20 protein-coding genes are annotated in these 23,953 nt (G+C 51.5%); 6 read left to right on the top strand and 14 right to left on the bottom strand.

From position 1 onward, the window contains the following. Positions 1 to 83: 83 nt before the first annotated feature. The gene (locus ACO064_RS27305; RefSeq protein WP_421830360.1) at positions 84 to 887 is read left to right on the top strand and encodes an alpha/beta fold hydrolase; all 804 of its coding nucleotides are present in this window, start codon (positions 84 to 86) and stop codon (positions 885 to 887) included. 3 nt (positions 888 to 890) lie between these two features. On the opposite strand, the gene ACO064_RS27310 is transcribed toward ACO064_RS27305, so the two are convergent. Further along, positions 891 to 1,454 carry a hypothetical protein gene (locus tag ACO064_RS27310; RefSeq protein ID WP_421830361.1) on the bottom strand — a complete coding sequence of 188 codons (564 nt, stop codon included), beginning with the start codon at positions 1,452 to 1,454 and terminating at the stop codon, positions 891 to 893. Between the two features lie 41 nt (positions 1,455 to 1,495). Beyond that, on the bottom strand, positions 1,496 to 1,996 hold the full coding sequence (locus ACO064_RS27315) for a GbsR/MarR family transcriptional regulator (protein ID WP_421830362.1): 501 nt from the start codon (positions 1,994 to 1,996) through the stop codon (positions 1,496 to 1,498). A gap of 112 nt (positions 1,997 to 2,108) precedes the next feature. Between ACO064_RS27315 and ACO064_RS27320 the strand changes: the two genes are divergently transcribed. Further along, complete coding sequence (locus ACO064_RS27320; protein WP_421831072.1) at positions 2,109 to 4,559, top strand: penicillin acylase family protein; 2,451 nt, start codon at positions 2,109 to 2,111, stop codon at positions 4,557 to 4,559. Position 4,560: 1 nt separating this feature from the next. Here ACO064_RS27320 and ACO064_RS27325 read toward each other — a convergent pair whose 3' ends face one another. The 4 genes from ACO064_RS27325 to ACO064_RS27340 all read right to left on the bottom strand — a co-directional run bounded on the left by ACO064_RS27325 (position 4,561) and on the right by ACO064_RS27340 (position 7,373). Beyond that, entirely contained in the window at positions 4,561 to 5,238 is a 678-nt protein-coding gene (locus ACO064_RS27325; RefSeq protein WP_421830363.1) for a hypothetical protein, read from the bottom strand. A gap of 7 nt (positions 5,239 to 5,245) precedes the next feature. Further along, the gene (locus ACO064_RS27330; RefSeq protein WP_421830364.1) at positions 5,246 to 5,632 is read right to left on the bottom strand and encodes a GntR family transcriptional regulator; all 387 of its coding nucleotides are present in this window, start codon (positions 5,630 to 5,632) and stop codon (positions 5,246 to 5,248) included. A gap of 1 nt (position 5,633) precedes the next feature. After that, on the bottom strand, positions 5,634 to 6,428 hold the full coding sequence (locus tag ACO064_RS27335; RefSeq protein ID WP_421830365.1) for a hypothetical protein: 795 nt from the start codon (positions 6,426 to 6,428) through the stop codon (positions 5,634 to 5,636). Between the two features lie 111 nt (positions 6,429 to 6,539). Then, positions 6,540 to 7,373 carry an ATP-binding cassette domain-containing protein gene (locus ACO064_RS27340; RefSeq protein WP_421830366.1) on the bottom strand — a complete coding sequence of 278 codons (834 nt, stop codon included), beginning with the start codon at positions 7,371 to 7,373 and terminating at the stop codon, positions 6,540 to 6,542. A gap of 666 nt (positions 7,374 to 8,039) precedes the next feature. On the opposite strand from ACO064_RS27340, the gene ACO064_RS27345 reads away from it, so the two are divergent. Genes ACO064_RS27345 through ACO064_RS27355 form a run of 3 tightly spaced genes read left to right on the top strand, consistent with a single transcriptional unit; the run spans position 8,040 to position 10,320 of the window. Continuing rightward, the gene (locus tag ACO064_RS27345) at positions 8,040 to 8,405 is read left to right on the top strand and encodes a T9SS C-terminal target domain-containing protein (protein ID WP_421830367.1); all 366 of its coding nucleotides are present in this window, start codon (positions 8,040 to 8,042) and stop codon (positions 8,403 to 8,405) included. Between the two features lie 11 nt (positions 8,406 to 8,416). Then, a complete protein-coding gene (locus ACO064_RS27350) occupies positions 8,417 to 9,544 on the top strand; it encodes a sensor histidine kinase (protein WP_421830368.1) in 1,128 nt (375 codons plus the stop codon). Then, a complete protein-coding gene (locus ACO064_RS27355; protein ID WP_421830369.1) occupies positions 9,541 to 10,320 on the top strand; it encodes a LytR/AlgR family response regulator transcription factor in 780 nt (259 codons plus the stop codon). Before ACO064_RS27350 ends, ACO064_RS27355 begins: the two co-directional genes overlap by 4 nt. On the opposite strand, the gene ACO064_RS27360 is transcribed toward ACO064_RS27355, so the two are convergent. The 6 genes from ACO064_RS27360 to ACO064_RS27385 all read right to left on the bottom strand — a co-directional run bounded on the left by ACO064_RS27360 (position 10,298) and on the right by ACO064_RS27385 (position 20,417). Continuing rightward, positions 10,298 to 11,023 (bottom strand): hypothetical protein, encoded by a 726-nt coding sequence (locus ACO064_RS27360; RefSeq protein WP_421830370.1) that lies wholly within the window; start codon positions 11,021 to 11,023, stop codon positions 10,298 to 10,300. The genes ACO064_RS27355 and ACO064_RS27360 overlap by 23 nt on opposite strands. 70 nt (positions 11,024 to 11,093) lie before the next feature. Beyond that, positions 11,094 to 14,195 carry an efflux RND transporter permease subunit gene (locus tag ACO064_RS27365; RefSeq protein ID WP_421830371.1) on the bottom strand — a complete coding sequence of 1,034 codons (3,102 nt, stop codon included), beginning with the start codon at positions 14,193 to 14,195 and terminating at the stop codon, positions 11,094 to 11,096. 118 nt (positions 14,196 to 14,313) lie between these two features. After that, positions 14,314 to 15,519, bottom strand: a complete 1,206-nt coding sequence (locus tag ACO064_RS27370) for an efflux RND transporter periplasmic adaptor subunit (RefSeq protein WP_421830372.1) — start codon at positions 15,517 to 15,519, stop codon at positions 14,314 to 14,316. Between the two features lie 24 nt (positions 15,520 to 15,543). Then, on the bottom strand, positions 15,544 to 16,818 hold the full coding sequence (locus ACO064_RS27375; RefSeq protein WP_421830373.1) for a TolC family protein: 1,275 nt from the start codon (positions 16,816 to 16,818) through the stop codon (positions 15,544 to 15,546). 85 nt (positions 16,819 to 16,903) lie between these two features. Next, positions 16,904 to 17,269 (bottom strand): hypothetical protein, encoded by a 366-nt coding sequence (locus ACO064_RS27380; RefSeq protein ID WP_421830374.1) that lies wholly within the window; start codon positions 17,267 to 17,269, stop codon positions 16,904 to 16,906. A 445-nt stretch (positions 17,270 to 17,714) separates the two neighbouring features. Continuing rightward, positions 17,715 to 20,417: a DUF5686 and carboxypeptidase regulatory-like domain-containing protein gene (locus tag ACO064_RS27385; protein ID WP_421830375.1), complete on the bottom strand. Its 2,703-nt coding sequence runs from the start codon at positions 20,415 to 20,417 to the stop codon at positions 17,715 to 17,717. A gap of 195 nt (positions 20,418 to 20,612) precedes the next feature. Between ACO064_RS27385 and ACO064_RS27390 the strand changes: the two genes are divergently transcribed. Continuing rightward, on the top strand, positions 20,613 to 21,974 hold the full coding sequence (locus tag ACO064_RS27390; RefSeq protein ID WP_421830376.1) for a M24 family metallopeptidase: 1,362 nt from the start codon (positions 20,613 to 20,615) through the stop codon (positions 21,972 to 21,974). A gap of 205 nt (positions 21,975 to 22,179) precedes the next feature. On the opposite strand, the gene ACO064_RS27395 is transcribed toward ACO064_RS27390, so the two are convergent. Together ACO064_RS27395 and fbaA are read right to left on the bottom strand one after the other, a co-directional pair. Beyond that, the gene (locus tag ACO064_RS27395; RefSeq protein ID WP_421830377.1) at positions 22,180 to 22,398 is read right to left on the bottom strand and encodes a hypothetical protein; all 219 of its coding nucleotides are present in this window, start codon (positions 22,396 to 22,398) and stop codon (positions 22,180 to 22,182) included. Positions 22,399 to 22,704: 306 nt separating this feature from the next. Then, positions 22,705 to 23,784: a class II fructose-bisphosphate aldolase gene (fbaA, locus tag ACO064_RS27400; protein WP_421830378.1), complete on the bottom strand. Its 1,080-nt coding sequence runs from the start codon at positions 23,782 to 23,784 to the stop codon at positions 22,705 to 22,707. Positions 23,785 to 23,953 lie beyond the last annotated feature (169 nt).

Raw genomic sequence — 23,953 nt, forward strand, 5'->3', positions numbered from 1 at the left:
ACCTTCCCGCCGGGTTTTCGTATATAACCTGACGAATTGCGAAAGGTTTTATTCGTATCTTACTGGCCTGAACCCTGTATCTTGTGAAAAACCGTCTCGCAATTCTTCTGCTGGCTTTGCCGTTGGTTTCGCTGGCACAACTCTCCCGTGAACCGCAGTTTACCTCATTCGACGGCACTAAAATTCATTATGAAGTCGCTGGCGAAGGAAAACCGGTGGTGCTCGTACACGGTTTTATGGGCAGCGGCACGTCCTGGCAGAAAGCCGTGCTGCGACAAGCCCTGCTGGATGCCGGTTACAAAGTTGTTCAACTGGATTTGCGCGGCAACGGTATGTCCGACAAACCGCATACCGTCGAAGCCTACCGCAACGACGCCGAAGCGCGCGACATCATGGGACTCATGAATTTCCTGAAGCTAAAAAACTACGATGCCGTCGGTTATTCGCGTGGTTCGATCATTACGGCGCGGCTTTTGGTATTGGACAAAAACCTTCGCTCGGCAGTGTTGGGCGGCATGGGCGCGGATTTCACCGATCCGAACTGGGCGCGTCGTATGGCCTTTGCCGAACTGTTCAGCGGAAAAGCGCACTTGCATCCCGAGTTTCAGGGTGCCTTGAATGCTGCCAAAACCCGTGGGTTGGATACGCTGGCGCTCGGTTTCCAGCAGCAAACGCAGCCTTCGACGAGTCCGGTGGAACTGAGCAAGGTAAAAATCCCGGTTTTGATCATATCCGGAGATCAGGATGAAGACAACGGCCGGGCCGGTGATCTGGCGAAATTGCTGCCGAATTCGACCCTGAAAACCGTACCCGGCAATCACGGCAATACGTCCGGTTCGGAAGGGTTTGCGCGGGAAGTGCTGGCGTTTTTGAAGTCCGCAAAATAGCCATTAGTCTTCAGTACCTGCGTGGAGAAAATAACCGGTAATGCAATTGCCGATAAAGCTTGGGCCTACAAAACCCCAAAAGAACGAAAAACGGTTACCAGGGGAATACGGAAAGGACGTGAAATAATAAAGGATTAAAAAGAGTCCCATCCAGCCAATGGCCGCAAGTCCATTTCCGCAGGTCCACCACCCAATCCGCCATTGTGGAAATATCAACGCCATCAATACCTCGGCAGGCATTTGGCTGATATAATAAGACAGGATAAAGTGCGTAACATTTTGTACATATGAGTAATCTGTAGGAAGCCCTAAACGGATAAAAACACTTTCCAATATTTTATAACTTACTCCGTACGACAGAATGGAACCTGGAAGCCACGCCCACCACCAGGCAGGATGCTCTGAAGCCGGATGAACGCGAATGGCCAGGTATTGGGAAGCAAGTAGAAAAATCGGGAAATAGTAGATCATCTCCTCCATCATGCCCAGGCCATAGGCCGCGATTGGTAAAAAGATCCAGATTTGATACCATGGCTCATGCAGAAATAATTTTGATTTCTTTTTCATATTGTATTTTCAGTAAATAATGAAAGTTTAAGGTAAAAAAATTATCGGAACACTTTTAGAAACTGACTCATCAACCAATTTTCCTCGGCTTTGATGACGGCATTCAAGGTGTTATCAGCAAACCCAACTACCTTGCTTATATCCGTAATCACTTTCTGGAATTCACGCGCTTCGGGCGAGTCGGTGTCAATGACTTTCAACTCTTCCAGAACCTCAATAACCGGGGTGATTTCCCGGCGACGGCGCTCTTTGGCCACCTGCCGGGCTATTTTCCAGACATCTTTCTCTGCATAAAAAAACTCCCGCCGTTCGCCCAGTTTAAGCTGCTTGTAAATCAGGCCCCAGTCCAGCAGGTCGCGCAGGTTCATATTGGCGTTTCCGCGCGAAATCTGGAGGGTTTCCATGATGGCATCAGTGTCGATCGGTTCCGGCGAAATCATGAGCAGTGCGTGAATCTGCGCCATGGTTCGGTTAATGCCCCACTGCGTCGCCAGCGTTCCCCACGACTGAATAAACCGGTTTTTTGCTTCGTCTAACGTCATGTCGTAAAAGTAAATTGTGTTTTTTGAATTTTCAATAAAAAATGAAAGTTTATTTTTTGTTCTTTTCAAATCAAAAATAGAGTACTTTGAGAAGTCAACCCCAACCTAAATGATGCGATTAACGGTTTTGCTCCCGGTATTATGGTTCCTGTTCAGCAGCCCGGTGGCCTGTACCCAATCGACGGAAAAACTCAGGATTCCGGGGCTAACGCAATCCGTCGAAATCCTCCGCGACCGCTGGGGCGTGGCCCACATTTACGCCCAAAATGAGCATGATCTGTTTTTTGCCCAGGGCTACAATGCCGCCAGTGACCGGCTTTTTCAGCTTGAAATCTGGCGTCGACAAGCCACCGGAACCGTCGCCGAATTGCTCGGAGCGAAGGAAATTAAACGCGACCAGGGGACGCGGTTGTTCCGGTTTCGGGGCAATCTGGAGCAGGAGCTGAAACACTATCACCCCAACGGTCCGCAGATCGTGGGCGCTTTCGTCGAGGGAATCAACGCCTACATCCGGCAGATTAACCAGACACCGGAGAAACTGCCGGTCGAGTTCAAACTGCTGAAAACACAACCCGGTTTCTGGACGCCCGAAGTGGTCATCAGCCGCCACCAGGGTTTGCTCGAAAACGTGCGGTCGGAACTGGATTACGGGCGATTGGTCCATTTGCTGGGGCCGGACAAAGTCCGGGAGTTGTCCTGGTTTCACCCAGTAACCAAAGCGGGGGAACCCGATTTAACCCTGCACGTCAACGGCGCGGAGCTGTTTCAGCCCATTCTGGAATTGTACGAAGCGTTTCGGTTACCGATCCGGTTTACTGACAAGGACACCGGTTTGGGCGCGACGGAGGAAGAAGCGTTGCTGACTCCGGAAATAAACCGGGCTTTGGATGAAAAACCCCGCGACGGTTCCAACAACTGGGTCGTCAGCGGGCAACGGTCGGCGAGCGGTTTTCCGATGCTGGCGAACGATCCGCACCGGGCGCAGGCGGTTCCGTCGCTGCGGTATTGGGTTCACCTGTACGCACCCGGCGTGGATTCGCCGGGCTGGAATGTGATCGGAGCCGGGGAGCCTGCGTTACCGGGTGTTTCGGTCGGGCATAACGAATTCGGAGCCTGGGGACTGACGATTTTTGAAACCGATGTGGAAGATTTATACGTCTACGAAGCCAATCCGGAAAACCCCAATCAATACAAATACAAAGGAAACTGGGAAGCCGTGCGGGTGATTTCCGATACGATTGCCGTCAAAGATCAAAAACCGGTCGTCGTTCAATTGAAGTATACACGGCATGGGCCGGTCGTGTTTGAGGATGCGAAAAATCACAAACTATATGCCGTTCGGGCGGCCTGGCTCGAAACCGGGTGTGCGCCCTATCTGGCGAGTTTGCGGATGAACCAGTCGAAAAACTGGAACGAATTTCGGCAAGCCTGCACCTACAGCCGCGTTCCCGGCGAAAACATGGTTTGGGCTGGGCGGCATTCCGGGGCGCGGCCATCAGACACTCAAAAAGGAACTATTGGCTGGCAGGCTACCGGCATTTCACCCATCCGATCTGCCAGTGCGGGCAAAAACTGGACGGGCCTCGTGCCGGTTCCGGGCGACGGGCGGTTTGAGTGGGGCGGTTTTCTGCCCATTCAGCAACTGCCGGGCAAGGTGAATCCGCCCGAAGGATTTGTTGTAACTGCCAATAACAATTTGATACCCAAAAGTTTTCCGCACCGGGACGCGGTCGGGTGGGAGTGGGCGTCAGCGGTGCGGGCGGATCGGATTACGGAGTTGATCCGGGCAAAACCGAAGCATTCAATGGCCGATTTTAAAATCTTGCAGTCTGATTATCTGTCCATGACCGCCCGGAAACTGGTGCCCTTGCTGGAAAGTCTGAAAGCCGATGATGAACCGGTTGAATGGGCGCGGCAGCAATTGCTCAACTGGGATTTCAAACTGGATGAAGGTTCTATTCCGGCGGCTGTCTACGTAGCCTGGGAAACGCAGTTGCGCTGGGCGGTTTACGAATTGGCCGTACCGGAAAAAGCCTGGAAATACTTGCCCGCCATCGCCACGGAGAAGGTGGTGCAATGGCTCCGGTCTGACCAGCCAGGCCCTTTGAAAAATAGTGACCGGAATGAGGTGTTGCTTACCTGCCTCGAAAACGCGATTGCCGATCTGACCAAGCGACTGGGGCACGACCGCACCCACTGGTGGTATGGCCAAACCGGAAATAAGCACAGTTACCTGCGGCATCCGCTGTCGAATCTGATGACCTCGCAACAGGCGTCAGAATACGGGATTGGTCCGGCACCGCGCGGGGGTTACGCCGAGACCGTCAACAGCACGGGCCATCAGATGAATCAGGAATACGGCGCGTCGTTTCGGATTCTGGTCGATACGCAGGATTGGGACAAAACACTGGGCATCAACAGCCCCGGCCAGTCGGGCGACCCGGCCAGCCCGCATTACCGGGACCTGTTTCCGATCTGGGCTAAAAACGAGTATTTCCCGGTTTATTTCTCCCCAGAAAAAATAAAATCAGCCACCGAAAAGCGGACGGTTCTGGAACCCTAGGCTATTGAAGCTTCTTCAGCAAACCGCCCGGCACGTTCACGGTTGCCAGACTGTCGGATTGCAGCGTGAGTGTCCCAAAAATATCGCGCTCAGCTTTGAACACCGAACTGTCGCGGGAGGTGATGAGGGCGGTGCCAACCCGATTGGTCGGTTTGGTGTGCAACTCGCTGCCTGTCTGGTCGAGTACCGTCAGTTGTCCAATGTTGCTGTTGGTCAGTAATACACCGGCATTTTCCTGCAAAATCGTCAGCTTATCGACATTCAACTGGTTTACATTGCAACTTACTTTCGATGTAATGAGGGTTTGCAGCGTCGGCGTCAGAAAAACCGCTACGGGTATCGCGTCAAAATGCTGGTTAGCGCGCGATTGCCAGGGGGCGGTTCCCGGTTTATAACTTACCAGCAATGTATCGCCCTGAGAGCGGAAGGTAAACAACTCTTTTGTTTTTTCCTCAAGGCGAATTTCGGGTGTTTTTCCGGTTTGGATACTAATCAGTCCCGTGTTGTTGCCTTCCAGTTTTATCACCCGGAACGGTTTCAATTCCATCGCTGAAAGGCCATAGAACGGGTCATTGAAGTCGATTTTATCGTGTTCTTTTTTCAGGGCTACGTTCGCGCCGATCAGCGTCAGCAGACCGATGGTAAAAAGTGCGATGAGGAGTTTATTGCTTGTTTTCATAGCGGTTTTAAACAACTTTATTCGGGTTGAATTCGCTTTCGATGAATGCTTTATACCGTTCCTCAATCTCTTCCAGGCTAATGTTCAGCAGGTAAAGGTTGCGGAAAAAGTACGGTATTTCGGTTTCCAGAAATTGTTCTTTTCGGTAAGACTTGATGCGTTCTGCCGCTTCGTCGGCGGCAAAAAAACCGATGCCGCGTTTGTTGTAAATGATGTCTTTCTGCTGCAGAAAATCGTAGGTCCGCATCACCGTATTCGGGTTGACTTCCAGTTCGGAACCCAGATCCCGGACGGAGGGAATTCGCTCGCCCGGTGGCCATTGGGCCAGGAGAATCTTCTCACAAACGTAGTCGGCGATTTGGAGGTAAATGGCTTTTTTATCCTGAAAATCCATATCAGAGTTCTTTCTCTTTGAAACGTACGTAAGCAATGAACCATAGGAAAGGAATGATCAAGACCAGGAGGGTATTGACGATTACCTGGGATTGACCGGCCAGTTCGACCCTGTACCACCGGCGGTTTTGTATAAAATTCACTTCCTGAAACAACGTAAGACCGTAGTGCTCGCGGGGTGGAAACAACTGCCGGACAATGAATTCGTTCAGAAACAAGGCGGTTATAAAATACAGGACAAACGCAATAACGGCAGTTTTGACGAAAGGTACTTTGGAAAAATAAATAGATCCAATCAGGAAAAAAGAAGGCGTGATAAAAGTAAGATAACGCATTTCCGGATCCATGTATTCGCTGGTTAAATCGAGTAATTCATACCGGGGACTTCCCACGGGCAGACGCGCATTAATGATTGAAAATGTAATGCCTTCGATGGTGTAAAAAACGCCCAGGAAAACCGGTACAAACAACAGCAGCATCAGGAAAACGGCTAAATATTTTTCAAGTTGGGAAGCGGGTATGGTTAAAAAAAGAATGCCGCGGACGGGCGTGCTGACCATCCGAAAAGCTTCACTGGCAAACCACGCACCGGCTCCGCAAAAAATAAAGCCAAAAAATATTCCATGTTTCCGGTAAATCGATTCGTGGAAAACGGAAAGCCGGGTGGTATCCGGCAACAGCATGAGTAACCAGACACCGGCCAGAACACCGATTCCCAGTAAATAGCTTTTGAGATGTTCGGACAAATGCAGTTTCAGCACCAGTCCGAAGCGGTAAAAATTGAACGTTTGGTTCATATCGTTAGACAAGAGAGGTGAGACAGGAGACAAGGGACAGCAGGGGGGCGGGGAGGCCCGAAAGGAGTGCAGCCAGCAGGATTTGGAGGATGGGGATGAAGCGCATAGCGGTTATTGGAAAAGATTTTTAATACCCGACCGGTTGGTGACAACGGCGTTGAAAAGCCGCTCCAGATCGACTTTGCTGTCTTCCTGCTCCGTGTTTTCCAGCACCACCGAATACCCGCGCAACGACGGTTCGGCGTATAACACCCGGTCGGTTCCGGTCACGCTGCTTAACGAACTGAATAACAGCCGGTCGCCGATGTCGGCCAGGGAATGATTCAGCAGGATTTCGTTTTCGTCGATGATGATGATGCCGTCGATGAGGTGATCCAGATCCCGGACCTGGTGGGTCGAAATGAGCATCAGCCGGTCGGGAGCAAGTGCCGAAGAGACAATTTTCCGAAACTGGCTTTTCGACGGAATATCGAGGCCATTGGTCGGTTCGTCCATGATCAGCACCCGGGTGTTGGTGGCCAGTCCAAAACTGATGATGACTTTCTTCTTCTGCCCATACGACATCGCCGTGAGCTTCTGATCCGGCGGCACGTCGAACTCCGAAAGGTATTTCCGAAACTGACCTTCATCGAATTTCGGATAAAACGGCCCCATCGTGTCGATGTAGCGGTTGAGCGAAACCGACGGCAGGTAGATTTCTTCCGGAATAAAGTACAGTTCCTGGAAAAACGCCGGTTCCCGTTTGCGGGGCGTAAATCCGGCCACGTCGACGCTGCCCGCCGTGGGGTAGAGCAGTCCGCCCATCAGCCGCAGCAGACTCGACTTGCCCGCGCCGTTTTTACCCAGCAACCCGTAAATGCTGCCCGGCTGCAGCGACAGATTCAAGTCCCGAAACAGCGGTTTTTTCGGCTTGTAGCCAAACGTCAGGTTTTTGAGTTCGATCATCGTTTTAGTGTACTAAGTATCTAATACACTGCAAAACAGCAAAAATGATTTTATAATGTCAAGCGGTACGAAAAAAAACATCAATTACCGCACAGATTCAACCGGCCGAACGGGGCATTCATCTATGAAATTGGGGCATTCGGCGATTAAAAGATGATGGCTATTTAAAACGGGTCTAACTTGGACGCTTTAAAGCGCCATGCGCTTTAGATAGTTTGTAATAATTGGTTTTATTTTGCACAATCCCCGGTATTTGCCGGGGATTTGTCTTTTTTAATCGATTAAGCGAAGTGTTATTTCCTGCACAGTGATTTTAAAGGCCGCAGTCGGGCTGTTCCTCAAGAAGTTAATTATTTTCACTTTTCCCAGATTGACGCCGGATTCTTCCCCCGAATAGGCCAATTCAACCGCCGGTTTTCGTCACTCATCCTCTTTTATTTTCCAGGGTCGGCTGCCGGGTGCAACTTTGTTTCAAGCAAACAGAAATAGTTGCCCCTAAATCCCCTAAAGGGGACTTGGACGCGGCTTAATCCGGATGCTATAAATCCGGCAGCGGCCGACCGTCCTTTAGGGGATTTAGGGGCAAAAGCGAGAGTCCTAAAGAATTATCAGACGTAAGTCCTGAAAACAATCCCGTTTAAATCGCCGAAGAATCGGAACACAATCATGAAAAAAACAATCCTGTTGATGCTGGGTCTGGTAGCCGGAACCGCATCGTTCGCCCAAACGTCGTCTGTTTCGCCCCTGGCTTCATCGCCCGAAAGCATTTTCCTGACGGCCACCGATCAGAAAATCAAGCTGTTCATTGAACCCAAATCCGAAGCGGCCACCATCCTGATGCGCGATCAGAACGGCCATGTGCTGTATCGGAAAACCGTCGATTTGCAGAAAGGGCTTCGTCAAAACTTCGACATCTCGGGTCTGGCGAGCGGAGCCTACAGCCTGAGCATTGTAACGGGTAAAACGACCGTTGAAAAACCTTTTGCCATTCAGGAAAAAACCATTGAAAAATACATCACCTTTGGTTCCTGATTTTGTTTCGCATGAAGGCACCGGGTTCCGACCACCTAACGATCTGGCAGAAGGCGCAACTCGCCCTGAGCATCTTCGTCATCTACTGGCCGATTCGTCTTTATATGAACATCGATCAGATCAGTGGGGCGTTTCTGGTGAGTTCGCTGCCTTTCTGGGCGCTCGAAATACCGCTGACGATCTTCTTTTTCTTTTGCTGGCTTCTGGTTACCGACTGGCTGCAACAACGGGTGTTACACTGGTTTGGGTCCCGGGCGCTGGTGGAAATGAAACTTCCCGTTCAGATCGGCATCCTGCTCGTTGCCAGTGCATTAGCGGTGGTGTTCAATGGTGGTTTCAACCAGATTCGGGCGGGGATGGCCGAGTCGCTCAACCTGCAGTTTCCGCCCGCCGGACACCGCCCGCCCATTGATCAGGCCTACCGGAGTGGTTGGGCCGGAAACCGGAACCAGCGGCAGAAAATGAACAACGGCATTACGGTCATGGCGATGTTGTCGGCCTTCTATCTGGCGGCCAACCGTCGCTCCGGTGCCCGGATGCTCGAACTGGAAATACAGACTGAACGGCTGGAGAAAGAGTCTGCGCAGGCCCAGTTTATGGCCCTCAAAAATCAGGTAAATCCTCATTTTCTCTTCAACAGCCTCAGTATTTTATCATCGCTGGTCGAAGTCGATGCGAAGCTTTCGGTGCAGTTTATCAACCGCCTTTCCAAAGCCTACCGGTATATTCTGGAGCAGCGCGACAACGAGCGGACCCGGTTACAAACCGAACTGGATTTCATCGATGCTTACACATTCTTGCTCAAAATCCGCTTCGATGAAAAGCTTCAGGTGGCCATAACCGTTTCGGAAACCGACGCAAACCGGTATGCCATTGCACCCCTGACCCTGCAATTGCTGATCGAGAACGCGGTGAAACACAACCAGATGTCGGCGCAAAAACCGCTGTTGGTGTCGATTTATACGGAAGGCGATTATTTGGTCGTCGCCAATCCGTTGCAGCTTCGTCCGCAGAACGATAGCTCGACGGGCGTGGGCCTTCAGAATATCATGAACCGGTATGCGCTGCTGACCGACCGGCCGGTTTGGGTGGGTGAGCAGGACGATCAGTTTGTCGTTAAAATTCCCTTGTTACCATGAACGTGCTGATTATCGAAGACGAAAAACTGACCGCTCAGCGGCTGGAGAATCTGCTGCACACCTATGACCCGACGATTCAGGTGCTGGCCCAAATTCCGTCGGTTGCCGAAACCGTTCGCTGGTTTGAAGCCCATCCGATGCCGGATCTGGATCTGGTTTTTATGGACATTCACCTGGAAGACGATCTGGGATTTCGCATTATCGAGCAGGTGAAACTCACCACGCCGATTGTTTTTACGACGGCCTACGATGAATATACGCTCCAGGCTTTCAAGGCCAACAGCATCGATTACCTGCTCAAACCCATCGACTACGACGAACTGGTGGCCGCCATCGAAAAGTACAAAGCGTTCCGATGGGCGTTTTCGGAACCGGCTCCGCCCTTGCCCGACTTTTCGGCGGTGCTGAACCTGCTGGGACAGGCCCGCCCGACGGCCTACAAAGAGCGGTTTATGATTACGGTCGGCACGAAAATCCGGAGCATTGAAACCGCCACCATTGCCTACTTCTTTTTTGAAGCCAAAGCCACTTTTCTGGCCACCCGCGACGGCCAGAATTTCGCGCTTGAGTACAGCCTCGACAAACTGGTAAGCCTGCTGGACCCCCGGCAGTTTTTTCGCATAAACCGTTCCTTTCTGGTCAGTTTACCCGCTATTCGCACCATTCACGCTTATTCCGGGGGCAAACTGAAGCTGGAACTGGAGCCGAAAGCGCGGCAGGAGGTGTTTGTCAGTGGCGACCGGATCACGGATTTTAAAGCGTGGCTGGGGCGCTGAAAAACGGTTTGTTTTCCCATTTTCGGTAGCGGATGAAGCCCCAGATGTCTTTAAAAAATTCTGGATACAAGGTCGTGCCGACGCTGTAGTAGGTACCGTTGTAATGCTGGCTGACGTTGGTCTGAAAAACCGAGTAACGATAGCCAAGCTGGGCGCTCAGACCAATCCAGCGCGACGCCTTCCACTGCCCATACACCCCGATTTGAACGGGCATAAAAAAGTCCCGGCGAGAGTTGCCCCTTAGCGTATCCGTCTGGGTGTCCTGTCGAACGACAGATGCTTTTCCGGCACCAATCTCGACGGGAATACTGAAGAGCCACCGGCGGTTGTTGATGGGGTTGCCCCAAAACATCAGACTGCCGTAGGCCATATCGGTTTTGGTGTAATACTCGATATTCAGCCGTCTGGCGGCATTGCGGTGCCAGTTGATCAGCCGCAAATAGGAATTGTAAGACAGCCAGTAATAACCCACCGTCACTTGGTGTCGTTTCTCACCAAACACGATTCCCGTGTTGACACCCCAGACGTTAACCGGTTGCCGGTTGATAAATGAATTTCGAAAATCAAGGTTGAGCGTCCACCGAACCGGATGCCGCGTTGGTTTGACCACAGAATCCACAGGAGCCTGGACGGCAATGCTTTGGGCGCAACCGACCGTTCCTTTCCACCAAAATAGCCCACACAGAATCAAAAATGCTTTCATGTCGTCAAGACAAAACCCGCCAAAGTTGGCGGGTCTGTACCGATTCTCTTAAAACATTGCCAAAATATTTTTAAACGGGCGCCAGGGTTTTGGGCCGATAAAACACATAAAAGACCAGCGGAAAGATGAAAAGTGTTAAAAACGTGGCGGTTATCAGACCGCCGATGACCACAATCGCCAGCGGTTTGGAAGTTTCGGAACCGATGCCGGTGGAAATCGCTGCCGGGATCAATCCAATGGCTGCCATCATGGCCGTCATCACCACGGGCCGCACGCGCGAAATGACGCCCAGCTTAATCGAGTCGTTGAGACTGAGTCGATTGTGCAGGTTTTTCTTGAAAACCGAGATCAGAATCACCCCGTTCTGAATACAAATCCCGAACAGCGCAATGAAACCAATCCCGGCCGAAATGCTGAAATTGACGTGGGTGATGAGCAGAGCCGCAATGCCGCCGATGATGGCAAACGGCACGTTGAACAACACCAGTCCGGCATCTTTGACGTTACCAAACAGCACGAACAGGATGAAGAAAATACCGAGCAAACTGAGCGGAACGACCTGCTCCAGTCGGGCGGTGGCCCTTTGCTGGTTTTCAAAGTCGCCCGCCCATTTGATCGAATACCCCTGGGGTAGTTTGACGTTGGCCGTCACTTTCTGCTGCGCTTCGGCCACGGCACTGCCCATATCGCGGCCCCGAACCGAAAATTTCACCGCACCGTAGCGTTGGTTGCCTTCGCGGTAGATCAGAATCGGGCCGGTTTGGGTGTAGATTTTGGCGATTTCCTTGATCGGAATCTGCGAACCGTTGTTGGTTGGCACCATCAGATTGCCAATTTCGGCTTCGTTGGAGCGGAACGGCTGGTCGTAGCGAATCCGCAGGTCAAACTTCCGTTCACCCTCGTAAATCTGCGTCGCGGCTTTGCCGCCGATGGCCATTTCCACTACGGTTTGGGCGTTGGCTTTATCGACGCCGTAAAGTGCCAGCTTCTGTTCGTCCAGCTCAATCCGCAGTTCCGGCTGGCCAATGTTGCGGATCACGCCGAGGTCGGTGATGCCGCTGACGGTGGCCAGTTGCTTCTGAATTTCGTTGGATTTATGTTCCAGCGTGTATAAATCGGGCCCGTACACCTTGACCGCAATGGAGCCTTTGACGCCCGAAACCGCTTCGGCCACGTTGTCCATGATGGGTTGCGAAAATCCGAAATCGACGCCCGGAAAAACCGCCAGCTTTTTCTGCATCTGACTGATGAGTTGCGCTTTTGTTATCCCACTCTTCCATTCTTCTTTCGGGAAAATGCTGACCAGAAATTCGATGTTGTAAAAACCGGTGGGGTCGGTGCCGTCGTTGGGTCGGCCGGTTTGCGAAATGACGCCTTTTACTTCCGGAAATTGCTCAAAAACGTGCCGCATCTGCGTGGTCAGTTTGACGGATTCGGGCAGTGAGATGCTCATCGGCATGCTGGCCCGGACGTAAATCGAGCCTTCGTCCAGTTCCGGCAGAAACTCCGTTCCGAGCAATTTGAAACCGGATAAACCTACCACCACCAGACCTAGGGCAAAAAGTAGACTCAGTTTTTTGTGCGCAAAGGTGAAGCCGAACGTTTTGGTCGCGTATTTCGTGATGACGTTCACCACCGGATTGTGTTTTTCCCGAACGTTGGTTTTCAGCAGAAAACTCGCCAGAACCGGAACCAGTGTCAGGGTAAAAATCAACGCGCCCAGCAAGGCAAAACCAAGTGTCCAGGCCAGCGGGGAGAACATTTTGCCTTCCACTTTCTGGAACGAAAAGATGGGAATCAGACAGGTGATGATGATGAGTTTGGAGAAGAAAATCGCCTTGCCCATTTCCGTGCCGGTTTTGCGCAACACGCTGAGCTTGGCCAGTTTATTGAATTTCGGCATCCCGTTGTGCAACGCCATTTCATCCAAAGTGACAAAGATGCCTTCCACCATCACCACCGCACCGTCGACAATGATACCGAAGTCGATGGCCCCCATCGAGAGCAGGTTGGCCGACATGCCTTTCAGCCGCAGACAGATGAACGCGAAGAGCAACGCCAGCGGAATGACGATCGAGACAATGACCGTGGTTCGCCAGTCGGCCATGAACAAAAAAACGATGACCGTCACGAAAACGAGTCCTTCAATCAGGTTGTGCGTCACGGTGTGCGTCGCAAAATGAATCAGCGTTTCGCGGTTATAAAACGTGTCGATTTGAACGTCTGCTGGCAAAATGCTGGTGTTCAGTTCGTTAATTTTTGCCTTCACATTCTCAATTACCTCGCTGGGGTTTTCGCCCTTGCGCATGACGACGATGCATTCCACGACATCGTTCTGGTTGTCGCGCCCGGCCTGTCCCAGCCGCGGCAGCGCCGACTCCGAAACCTGGGCCACGTTGCGCACCATGATTGGCGTTCCGTTGGCATTTTTGATGATGACATTGCCAATATCCTGGCTGTTTTTCAGCAATCCGATGCCCCGAACGACGTAGGCTTCCGAGTTTTTCTCGATCACATCCCCGCCGACGTTGACGTTGGAATTGGCCACAGCCTGGTACAATTGCAGGGGCGTAATGCCGTAATCGAGCAATCGGCGCGGATCGACCGAGATTTCGTAGGTCTTCGCTTCGCCCCCGAAACTGACTACGTCGGCCACACCCGGCACGCTTTTGAGCTGGCGTTCCACTACCCAGTCCTGCATGGTTTTCAGTTCGCGGCTGGTGCGGGTGCTGCTTTTGAGGGTGTAGCGGAAAATCTCGCCGGTCGGGCCATAAGGCGGTTGTACATCCGGTTTGACGCCATCGGGAATGTCGATGCTGCCCAGCAAATTGTTGACCTGCTGACGGGCAAAGGCATCGTCGACACCGTCTTCAAACATGATTTTGACGACGGATAACCCAAACAGCGTGGTTGACCGGATGTCGGTTTTTTTCTGGACCGAATTCAATCCGATTTCAATCGGAATCGTGACAAACTTCTCGATTTCTTCCGCACTCCGTCCTGGCCACTGCGTGATGATGGTAATCTGGGTGTTGGTAACGTCCGGGAAGGCTTCAATGGGCGTGTTCTGGTAGCTGACAAACCCCGCAACCACGGCCAACGCTGTCAGGAAGAAGATGAAAAACCGGTTCTTCAGCGAGAACGCGATGATATTTTTGATGAACTTGTTCATGTTGTTCAATGAGTGATTTGTGATTGAGCGAATGAGTGAATAAGCTTCGCTGTGATGAGGTCATGAGTAAAACCGCACACCAGCAGCTCACTCAATCGCTCAATCACAAATCACTCAATTAGTTTCCTAAGGCATTGTAAATCAGCAGTTGATTCTGTTTCACGATCCGGTCGCCGGGTTTCAGGCCACTGTTGAGGTAGGTGATGTCGCCGATGGTTTTGAAGAGATCGACTTCGCGCACCACCGGCTGATTCCGGGAGTTGACGGCCACGACGAAATTGCGGCTTTTGTCGAACACAATGGCTTTCGCCGGGATGCCGACCCGTTGCTCGTGACCGGCATATTCAACGCGCACATTGGCGAACATTTCCGGTTTCAGCGTGAAATCGGCGTTTGAAAGCGTCACCCGCACTTTCATGGTTTTGCTTTCGGGGTCCAGGACGCTGAAAATTTTATCGATTTTCCCTTTAAAAATCCGGTCGGGGTAGGAGAGCGTCGTGATGGTGGCGCTAAACCCTTCTTTGACGTTGGCCAGATCCGATTCATACACATTAGCCAGCACCCAAATCTGGTCGAGGTTCGAAATCGTGAACAGATTTTCGGGATCATCCGAGCGGAGTTCCATGCCCTGAGCCGCATTTTTTTCGACCACAAAACCGTCGACCGGCGCTTTCACGATGTAAGTGGAACCCGAACCGCCGAGGATGCTTTTGCGCTCCGCCACCCGATTGACCTCACCCTGAGCCGCTTGCATCTGTTCGCGGGCGGCAATAAGGTCTTTCTGCGCCGTCAAACCCGCTTTCGACATGTCTTCCGTTACCTGAAGGTTTTTCCGGGCTACGGCCAGTTGTCCTTTGGCCGAAATGGCCTGCTGGGCCAAATCCGCCATGTCGCCGGAGCGGATGATGGCCAGCACTTGCCCACGTTTGACGTAATCGCCGAGGTCGGTTTTGACTTCTTCGATATGCCCGCCCACCAGCGGAAACACTTTGACGACTTTGTCCTGGTTGAAGGTGATTTTGCCGGTTAGATTCAGTTCGTTGTTGACGGGCAGCAACCGGGCCGTATCCAGCTTGGCCGTGGCCAGCAGGTTGACTTTCTGCGTTGTGGCTTCGTCGGCGTTGTCTTCGGGATTGGCGGACGATTGGCAGCCGGTGAGGGCGGTTGCAAGCAGAAAAGATAAAAAGGCCAGAAAAATAAGCGTTTTATTCAATGATTTGCGGATGCTGCGAATCGCAGCGGGGTCGCCCGGCGATTCGTGACAGAATGGGTCGGGATTGCAAATCCCGACCAGCGATGTTTTTAAGAGATGATTCGTTTGCATGACCGGACGGTTTAAAACCGTTGCTTATTTGGTGAATAGGGTGGTGCCAACGGCAAAATTGAGTTCTTCCAGACTTTGCATCCGGTCGTTTTGCAGTTGGTTGTATTGAATCTGGCTGGATTTGAAGGAGTCGAAGAAGTCCAGAAATTCGACGACGTCGATGTTTTGTTTCCGATAATTGGTCGTGACGCCCTCAATCAGGCGGCTAAAATCGCCGTTGAATTTCTGATCGAACGTGCGGTATACCTGATCGGTTTGCTGCACTTTTTTAAACGCCCGCTGCACATCGCTCTCAACCTGAACGGTGTAAGCATCCGTGGCCTGCTGGCTGCTCTGCGTCCGAATGGCAGCGGCTTTGATGTTGCCCTGATTTTTGTTGAAAACCGGCAAATTGATGCCAACGCCGACGCCCACGTAATTCGGAATGTATCCGGCATTGCGGTCGTAGGTGGCCTGCACCGACAAATCCGGAACGGCCAGGGCTTTCTGCAACGCCAGATTCTGCTTTTCCTGAATGGCCTGATCCCGGAACGCTTTCAGGTCGTAGCGGTTTTCTTCGGCGGTTTTAATCAGCTCATTCAGATTGAGTTGACCGACGGCAGGCTGAACGGCCTCCGTATTTTCCAGCACGGGTTGTAGGGTGAGTGAAGGGCTGGCATTCAGTAAGACAGCCAGATCAGCCTGGTCGTCGGTCAATTTCCGGAGCAGTTGCTGACGTTCCGAAGTCAGGTTGAACAGATAGGCTTTCAACCGGGTCAGGTCTTTCAGCGGCACATTGCCTTTGTCGTATTGCTGCTGAAATAAGCTGACGGTTTGCCGGAGCGTGCCGGTTTCCTGTTCGTAGACCTGGAGCGCCTGCTGCGTATAATACAAGTCGTAGAAGGTGGTTCGTAGCTGGTAGTTGAGTGTCCGTAGCAGGTCGTAAAACCGGTCGTTTGCCAGCTCGGTATTGGTGCGGGCAATCGCGAGTTGCTTGTTCCGCTTTCCAGCCAGTAGCAGCAATTGCTGCAATTGGACCACTTGCTCCGAATTCCGCTGCCTCAGTGGCATTACCTCCTTCGTTTGGGCATTGTAAGGCATCTGTTCAACGTAGAGGCTCGGGTTGTTCCAGAGTTTTGCCTGAAACTCGTAGGCCTGGTTTTCATTGATGCCCAGTTTGGTCGCCATCAGTTGCAAATTGTTCTGACGGAACTGTGCTTCGGCCTGGGCGAGCGTCAGCCGCAGGGTATCGCTTTGGGCAAACGAAACCGTTGGACAACTGACCCAGCACCCAAACACGAAAAGAAGAATCCTTTTCATGATGAATTGTATGTATGTTTTAAGAGTGTACTGCGCCGAATGGCGGTAAAGAATTGGGGGGCGGGGCAAAATCAGCCCGGAGTAGTTATATCGAAGGGATGCGTAACGAGCAGAATAACAAGTAATAAGGCCGGGATAGTCCCAGCCGTTTAGCAACCGAAACCCGGAGAATGGGTTGGAGCAGCACCAGCACCATCAGCAGACCCGGCAAAGCTACCGGAAGCGACGGCAGAAAATCAGCATTGACGCGCAGCGAGGTTTGTTCGTCTTCGTCCTGAACCAGAAAAACGGCTGAGTCGGGAATCGGATGGGTTTTGTGGGTATCCCGGAGAACGGTGGTCTGGACGTTTGACGCTGAAGTAAAAACCGAGTCGGCAACCGCCGGGTAGACCCGGAATAGTACCGCCCAAATCAGGCTGACCGTTAGCGTTATGTGGTGGATAAGACCCATTGTCTGGCTTTGCTTGCCACAAACTAAGCCCGACGGGATTTAAAGCGAATGAAATTTTTGTTAAAAGGGCGTTAAAATACCCTACCCTGTCAGCGGTCGAAGACCCTGACAGCGGTATTTTTAACATTCTTTTACGTCTTTTTGAATGGGCGGTTTTAGGTAAAATGCCGCTTTTAGAGGTTTTTAGGGCATTTTAATTCGGATTTAACTTGCCTCCATTCACCGTTATCACTCGCGAAACGCGATCGACAAACGGTGAATTTTATAAATTCGGATTGTATTTTGCCCCGGCGGGGCATACTGTCAATAGTTAAATTATGCCGTCAATAGAAAAAGCTCCGGCGGAGCGTCCTTTATTTTCAGGACGCTCCGCCGGAGCTTTGGAATTTTCCAGCATTGTTGTTCTATTGACAGAAAACTCCGCCGGAGTTATTAAACGAATCGGTTACCGGAACTTCAGCGTCGTTCCGATCCGGAAACCGAGTTTCTGGTACTGCCAATCCTGCCACTGCGAAATCACTTCGACGCGGAAGAATGGGAAGATCCCCGGAATTAGGCCGTCGAGGGCGTAGCCGACTTCGGTGTAATTTTTGGAGTTAGGGGTGCCGAGGTAATGAACAAACAGATTTTCTTTCAAACCCGTCAACCGAACGAGCGTTAGTTGAGTGATTAAAAACTTCCGGTATTCCATCAAGACGTGGCCTTCCACAAACCGCTTGCCGGTGCTGTACTGATAATACGGCAACATCCGGAAAATGGACGTCGGATCGCCCTGTTGCAGGAAAAATTCGTTGCCCTGGAAATGCTTGAAATCCGGGAAAAACACGGCTTTGTCGTTCAGAAAACCACCCGCCGACACATTATAACTCAGGCGACTCCGAATACCGGTTTCGAACGAATGGCTCAGACCGGCCTGGACAAAATCATAATCCACATCACTAACTTCGGTAGCACCGGAATTGAACGGAATCCCTTTGCGGTAGTTCAGCGTCAGTTCGGGACTGTTGTTGCGACTCGCCACGCGCCGACCGTTCCGAATCCGGTAGCGGGTAGCCGCCAGTTTTCCCGAAACCGCCAGATTGAGCGTCAGCGCCTGATTCACCGGAAATGCGCCCGAGCCCAGTTCGGCGTTGGTGGGCCGGTTGGGGCTGTAACTGAACTGATTCCAGTCGATCCACGGTTTCAGGTTCTCCTTGTAATTTGCCAGTTCCGTCCGTTCGGCGTATTCCAGGCTCCCGGACACGTTGATCCGGTTCTCGAACGGACGGGCCGAAACGCCCAGGCGCAGGAAGTCGCGCTGATACAATTTGGCGTAATTTTTTTCGAAAAGTAAAGAGGTCACCGAGTTGAGGAACGGACTGATCGGTTCGTTGGGGTTGAACTGGTTGACCCAGCGCCCACCCATCAGGCCGATGCTGGTACCTTTGTAGGTGTAGCCAATACTGCCTGTACCGATCAATCGGTACAGGCCAAATTCGTAGCGCCCCGCCCCGCCAATCGTCAGGTCGGGCGTCGGTTTGTTCACCACCCGTCGGCGGGTGGAGTCGCGTTCCGGTTTTCGGAGAAAATACCGCAGGCGTAACCCCATATCGAACGTATAACCTTCCACGGTGTTGTAATAAATTTTCTGAAGCGGGCTGTCCCAGGTCAGGGCCGTTCGTTTGCTAAAATTCCAGGTATTGCCCGAAATCAACTGGCCGGGTTTGAAGGTTTTGCTCGACCGGTTTTTCTTCGTCGAATCCCGAACGGCTTTGGTGCTGTCTTTTTGCACTTCAATTTTGCGGACAATTTTCAGACTGTCGCGCTTGACGTAACTGATCCGCTCGGCCGAAGTCAGCGGAACCGTCCGCAATGAATCCCAGAAGGCATTGCTGCGTTTACCGGCCAGCGAGTCGACAACCGTGGAGTCGTTGCGGGAAACTTCCACTTCTTCCTTGCGTTCTTTTTTGGCCTGATATTCCTGTTTTTCGTATTCTTTCAGCAGTTTTTTGAAATCTTTGGTCGAATATTCTTTCTGTTTGGCAATTTTATCCTCCAGTTTCTGCCCTTTTATATCCTTATTGGAGAGCGAAACCGCCGGTTTTTCAAACTTCTCGTCCACAATTTTAACATCCTCCACGAACGCCGGATTGACTTTCAGGCTGTTGAACGTCTGGCTGATAATGAATTGGGCGTTACCGGCGGCTCCCATGATTTTGCCGTCCAGATTATACCGCTGATTGACCGGCAACCAGACGTTTTGCACCGGGCTGTAGACCTGCCGGATTTTGATGTCGAAACCCAGCGGATTGCGGGTTTCCAACTGCAAACTATGAATGGCCCAACTGTTTTCGATGATGAAAATATATCCCCGAAAAACGCCTTCACCGTAGGCCCGCGGGTTGACCTGGATCTTGCTGACGTCGATGCCGCGCTCGCTGAATGTGCCCTGGTATTCAAATTTGTAGTAGGCAAACGCTTTCGGCGACAGGGGCGAAACCGCGTTGTTGACCTCCGGGCGGTAGAAACTCGTCAGGAAATAATCGCTCACCGAAATGTTGTCGCCCATCGAATTCCGGGTCGCCATCAGGCGGTAGCGGTAGGTGTTGGGTTGTTTGAAGGTCACTTCCGAAACCGATTCGTACAGCATCGGAACGCCGATTTTAAAACCCTCTTTTTCGGCTTCCTTCAACTGTTTCCGGTACATGAACTGCATCGGCAAGTCCGTAATCGTGAAGGTCGTTTTGGTGTAGGCTTTGGCCGTGTAACTCATCACCTGCAACTCGTGGTAGCGGGCTTTGGCAATGGCCCGGCGCATGATGCTGTAGGCCGGGTCTTCCTTGCCTTCGCGGGCCTGCACTTCCTGCAGGCGAAACGCTTGCTCCTCCATGGTCACGTCGACGGTTTGCCAGTCGCTCCCGATTTCGACGGCTTTTTCCTGCGCCTGAAACCCTAAATACTGGAAAACCACGGCGTATTTACCCGGTTTTAGCGGCACCTCATACCGGCCTTCCGAGTTGGTGATGGCCCCGCTCGACGTTCCCTTGACCACGATGGCTGCATAGGGAAGCACCTCGCCTTGGGCCGTTTTAATCGTTCCCCGGATGCCCTGAGCCGGTACCAGTTTTATAAAAAAAAGGACGAAAAGAATCGTAAGGGTGTATTTCATAGGTATACGGTAAGCAAACGGAGTGGAAAATAACCATTCTGCCCCACGGAGGCAACCTCTTTGTAACGGTTTTTTCGGCAGACAGCGGTATATGAAGCGATCTATTTTCCTGCAAGATGCCGAAATATAGCCTATCGTTGCTCACCAGAGCGGAAAATCCGTATTTTTAACGAATAATAATATTTCACTTCATCTATGCACCACCGTCTCCTTTCGCTGTTTCTTCTCCTTTTTTCGGCCTGCGGTTTAGCCGCCCAACCGCTTTCGCCTTCCACCATCCTGAACGAACGCGAACGCGCGCGCGTGGTCGATGAAATCCTGGAAGATCGCTTCAACAACCTGCTGCCTCAGTTGATGCGCCGGGAGGGAATCGATATGTGGGTGATCATTTCGCGGGAATACAACGAAGACCCGGTTTTGAAAACCATGCTGCCCAGCACGTGGCTGTCGGCCCGGCGCCGGACGATCATGGTATTTTTCGATCAGGGGGGCGATAAAGGCGTGGAAAAACTGGCGATTGCCCGTTACGATGTCGGCAATCTGCTCAAAGGTGCCTGGGACATCGACGTCCGGCCCAACCAGTGGGAGGCCCTGGTGAAAATTATTCAGGACCGCAAGCCGAAAAAAATCGGGCTGAACTTCTCCAAAAACTACGCCCACGCCGACGGCCTGACCTTTACGGAACACGGTGAGTTTCTGGAAAAATTACCGGCAGAAGATCAGAAAAAGCTGGTTTCGGCCGAGAAACTCTCGGTTGGCTGGCTGGAAACGCGGACAGAGAAGGAAATGGCCATTTACCCGCTCATCTGCCGTTTGTCACACCAGATTATTCAGGAAGGCTTTTCGGAACAGGTTATTCAACCAGGCGTCACCACGACCGAGGATGTGGTGTGGTGGTTCCGCCAGCGAATTACCGAACTGGGTCTGGAAACCTGGTTTCATCCGACGGTGGATGTGCAGGGAAGCGGCTCGCCCAAAGACTTCGATCACCTCAAAACCTTCTCCAAACGCCCCTCCGGTCAGGTGATCATGCCCGGCGATCTGCTGCACGTCGATTTTGGCATCACCTACCTGCGGCTCAACACCGACCAGCAGCAGCATGCCTACATTCTGCGCCCCGGCGAAACTGAGGTGCCGGAAGTACTGCGCAAGGCGTTTCAGCAGGGAAACCGGTTGCAGGACATCCTGACGGAACGCTACAAAGCCGGAAAAACCGGGAATCAATTGCTACTCGAAGCCCTGGAACAGGCGAAGAAGGAGGGCATTCGGGGGACAATTTATACGCACCCCATTGGCGTTCATGGCCACGCAGCCGGGCCGACCATCGGGATGTGGGATCAGCAAAAGGGTGTTCCCGGCTCGGGCGATTATCCGTTGTATGCAAACACCGCCTATTCCATTGAACTCAATGCGGCTGTTGATGTGCCGGAGTGGAAGAAAACCGTTCGGATTATGCTTGAGGAAGACGGTTTTTTCGACGGTCAGAATTTTCGGTATATCGACGGTCGGCAGACCGAGATTTTTACCATTCCCCGCAAATTGTCGTATGTGAAATAAGACAATTGATGGCGTAAGCTGCCGTTCGTTATAATGGTGGTTTTAGAATGGTAAGAAGTAAAGTTAAAACGCAATGTTCGACAGTATGATCAGTATATTAAGTTTTATTTTCACTCATAATCATACCTTAAAACCACATTGGTATGAATGACGAAGAAGTGAAGATTTCGCTTCTTCTCAAGATTAAAGAAAGATGTAAACGTGTTTAATCGGTACCAATTTTAATGAATTTTTTGCGACAGCCCAGGCAACGATAGGTACGGGTGGGAACATAAAACAAAAGGCCTTTGACGAGCAGGGAGCGGGGAATGCGTTCTGCTGCCGATTGATCCCGACCGCAGTGGGGGCATTCTTTCGTTGTCGTAAACCTACGGGAGATGGACATGACGTTCAGCGTCATGGATAAAAAAGATAAGGTTTTCATAGCACGTTTCGTATGTATGCCTCAAGATACAGAATACAGTGATATTGAGGTTTCCTACTCACGTAGATAAATAATAAATTCTTGATTAGTTTTTAGAAATTCCTTATTCCGTTCAATGTCGGTGAAAGTGACTAGTTAAAAGTACTTAAAAAGTTAAACTATAGGCTGTTATTTAAACAGGGTATGTACTAACCTTCAGGTTAATAGGGGCAAATAACAGACGCATTAGTTTTTGGAAAAGAAGGCACAAAAAAAAGAGTTACCAGTCTTCCGACTCATAACTCTTCACTTTTAACTCTTACCTCTTTACGCCAGTCGGTTGATGCAGTTCAGGTCTTCGAAAGCCACTTTCAAACGGCTCACCAGACTTTCTTCGCCCTTACGCAACCAGACGCGCGGATCGTAGTATTTTTTGTTCGGAGAATCGGCACCCGCCGGGTTGCCAAGCTGGCCCTGCAGGTAGTCCTTGTTGGCTTCGTAGTAGTTTTTAACCCCTTCCCAGGTAGCCCACTGAATATCGGTATCGATGTTCATCTTGATGGCACCGTAGCGGATGGCTTCCCGGATCTCTTCCCGGCTTGAACCCGAACCGCCGTGGAAAACGAAGTTGACGGGCAGCGGGCCGGTACTGAATTTTTCCTGAATATAATCCTGCGAATTTTTCAGAATGATCGGCGACAGTTTCACATTCCCCGGTTTGTAAACACCGTGAACGTTTCCGAAAGCCGCAGCGATGGTGAAATTCGGTGAAATCTTCGACAGTTCTTCGTAGGCAAATGCCACTTCCGAAGGCTGCGTATACAGTTTCGAATCATCGACATCCGAGTTATCGACGCCGTCTTCTTCGCCACCCGTTACACCGAGTTCAATTTCCAGCGTCATGCCGATTTTGGCCATCCGTTCGAAATACTTGGCGCAGATTTCGATGTTCTCTTCGATCGGCTCTTCCGACAAATCGAGCATGTGTGAGCTGTACAGCGGTTTTCCGGTCTGGTCGAAATGCTTCTCACCAGCTTCCAGAAGCCCGTCGATCCAGGGCAGCAATTTCTTGGCGCAGTGGTCGGTATGCAGAATCACGGGGACACCATATAATTCGGCAATGTTATGAATGTGCAGGGCACCGGAAATCGAACCGGCAATGGCGGCTTGCTGATTGGTGTTCGACAACGTCTTGCCCGCGTAGAAAATACCACCACCGTTCGAGAACTGGATGATAACCGGCGAGTTGACGGCTTTTGCGGTTTCCAGCACGGCATTGACGGAGTTGGTCCCGACAACATTGACCGCCGGAAGCGCATAGTCATTTTCGTTGGCATGACGGAAAATTTCGGTGACGCCTTCGCCCGTTATAACACCGGGCTTAAATCGGCTGGCTACTTCGCTCATAGTCAATAGGAATAAAATAGATTGCGTAAAGAAAAAATAGGCTGATTCCGAGACGGTTAGCCCGCAACGAATTCAGGCTGCAAAGTACGATTTATTTTCTAATCCGTCTTTACGGTTGTTACACAGAGTTGATCAGAGAAAATCAGAGGTAATCAAAGTTTTCTCTGTG

Source organism: Larkinella sp. (assembly GCF_965227735.1).
Lineage (GTDB): Bacteria > Bacteroidota > Bacteroidia > Cytophagales > Spirosomataceae > Larkinella.

Coding starts and splice junctions, on each gene's coding strand:
- ACO064_RS27310 (WP_421830361.1), bottom strand. CDS start 1,454: ATGAAAAAGAAATCAAAATTATTTCTGCATGAGCCATGGTATCAAATC.
- ACO064_RS27315 (WP_421830362.1), bottom strand. CDS start 1,996: ATGACGTTAGACGAAGCAAAAAACCGGTTTATTCAGTCGTGGGGAACG.
- ACO064_RS27320 (WP_421831072.1), top strand. CDS start 2,109: ATGCGATTAACGGTTTTGCTCCCGGTATTATGGTTCCTGTTCAGCAGC.
- ACO064_RS27325 (WP_421830363.1), bottom strand. CDS start 5,238: ATGAAAACAAGCAATAAACTCCTCATCGCACTTTTTACCATCGGTCTG.
- ACO064_RS27330 (WP_421830364.1), bottom strand. CDS start 5,632: ATGGATTTTCAGGATAAAAAAGCCATTTACCTCCAAATCGCCGACTAC.
- ACO064_RS27335 (WP_421830365.1), bottom strand. CDS start 6,428: ATGAACCAAACGTTCAATTTTTACCGCTTCGGACTGGTGCTGAAACTG.
- ACO064_RS27340 (WP_421830366.1), bottom strand. CDS start 7,373: ATGATCGAACTCAAAAACCTGACGTTTGGCTACAAGCCGAAAAAACCG.
- ACO064_RS27345 (WP_421830367.1), top strand. CDS start 8,040: ATGAAAAAAACAATCCTGTTGATGCTGGGTCTGGTAGCCGGAACCGCA.
- ACO064_RS27350 (WP_421830368.1), top strand. CDS start 8,417: ATGAAGGCACCGGGTTCCGACCACCTAACGATCTGGCAGAAGGCGCAA.
- ACO064_RS27355 (WP_421830369.1), top strand. CDS start 9,541: ATGAACGTGCTGATTATCGAAGACGAAAAACTGACCGCTCAGCGGCTG.
- ACO064_RS27360 (WP_421830370.1), bottom strand. CDS start 11,023: ATGAAAGCATTTTTGATTCTGTGTGGGCTATTTTGGTGGAAAGGAACG.
- ACO064_RS27365 (WP_421830371.1), bottom strand. CDS start 14,195: ATGAACAAGTTCATCAAAAATATCATCGCGTTCTCGCTGAAGAACCGG.
- ACO064_RS27370 (WP_421830372.1), bottom strand. CDS start 15,519: ATGCAAACGAATCATCTCTTAAAAACATCGCTGGTCGGGATTTGCAAT.
- ACO064_RS27375 (WP_421830373.1), bottom strand. CDS start 16,818: ATGAAAAGGATTCTTCTTTTCGTGTTTGGGTGCTGGGTCAGTTGTCCA.
- ACO064_RS27380 (WP_421830374.1), bottom strand. CDS start 17,269: ATGGGTCTTATCCACCACATAACGCTAACGGTCAGCCTGATTTGGGCG.
- ACO064_RS27385 (WP_421830375.1), bottom strand. CDS start 20,417: ATGAAATACACCCTTACGATTCTTTTCGTCCTTTTTTTTATAAAACTG.
- ACO064_RS27390 (WP_421830376.1), top strand. CDS start 20,613: ATGCACCACCGTCTCCTTTCGCTGTTTCTTCTCCTTTTTTCGGCCTGC.
- ACO064_RS27395 (WP_421830377.1), bottom strand. CDS start 22,398: ATGAAAACCTTATCTTTTTTATCCATGACGCTGAACGTCATGTCCATC.
- fbaA (WP_421830378.1), bottom strand. CDS start 23,784: ATGAGCGAAGTAGCCAGCCGATTTAAGCCCGGTGTTATAACGGGCGAA.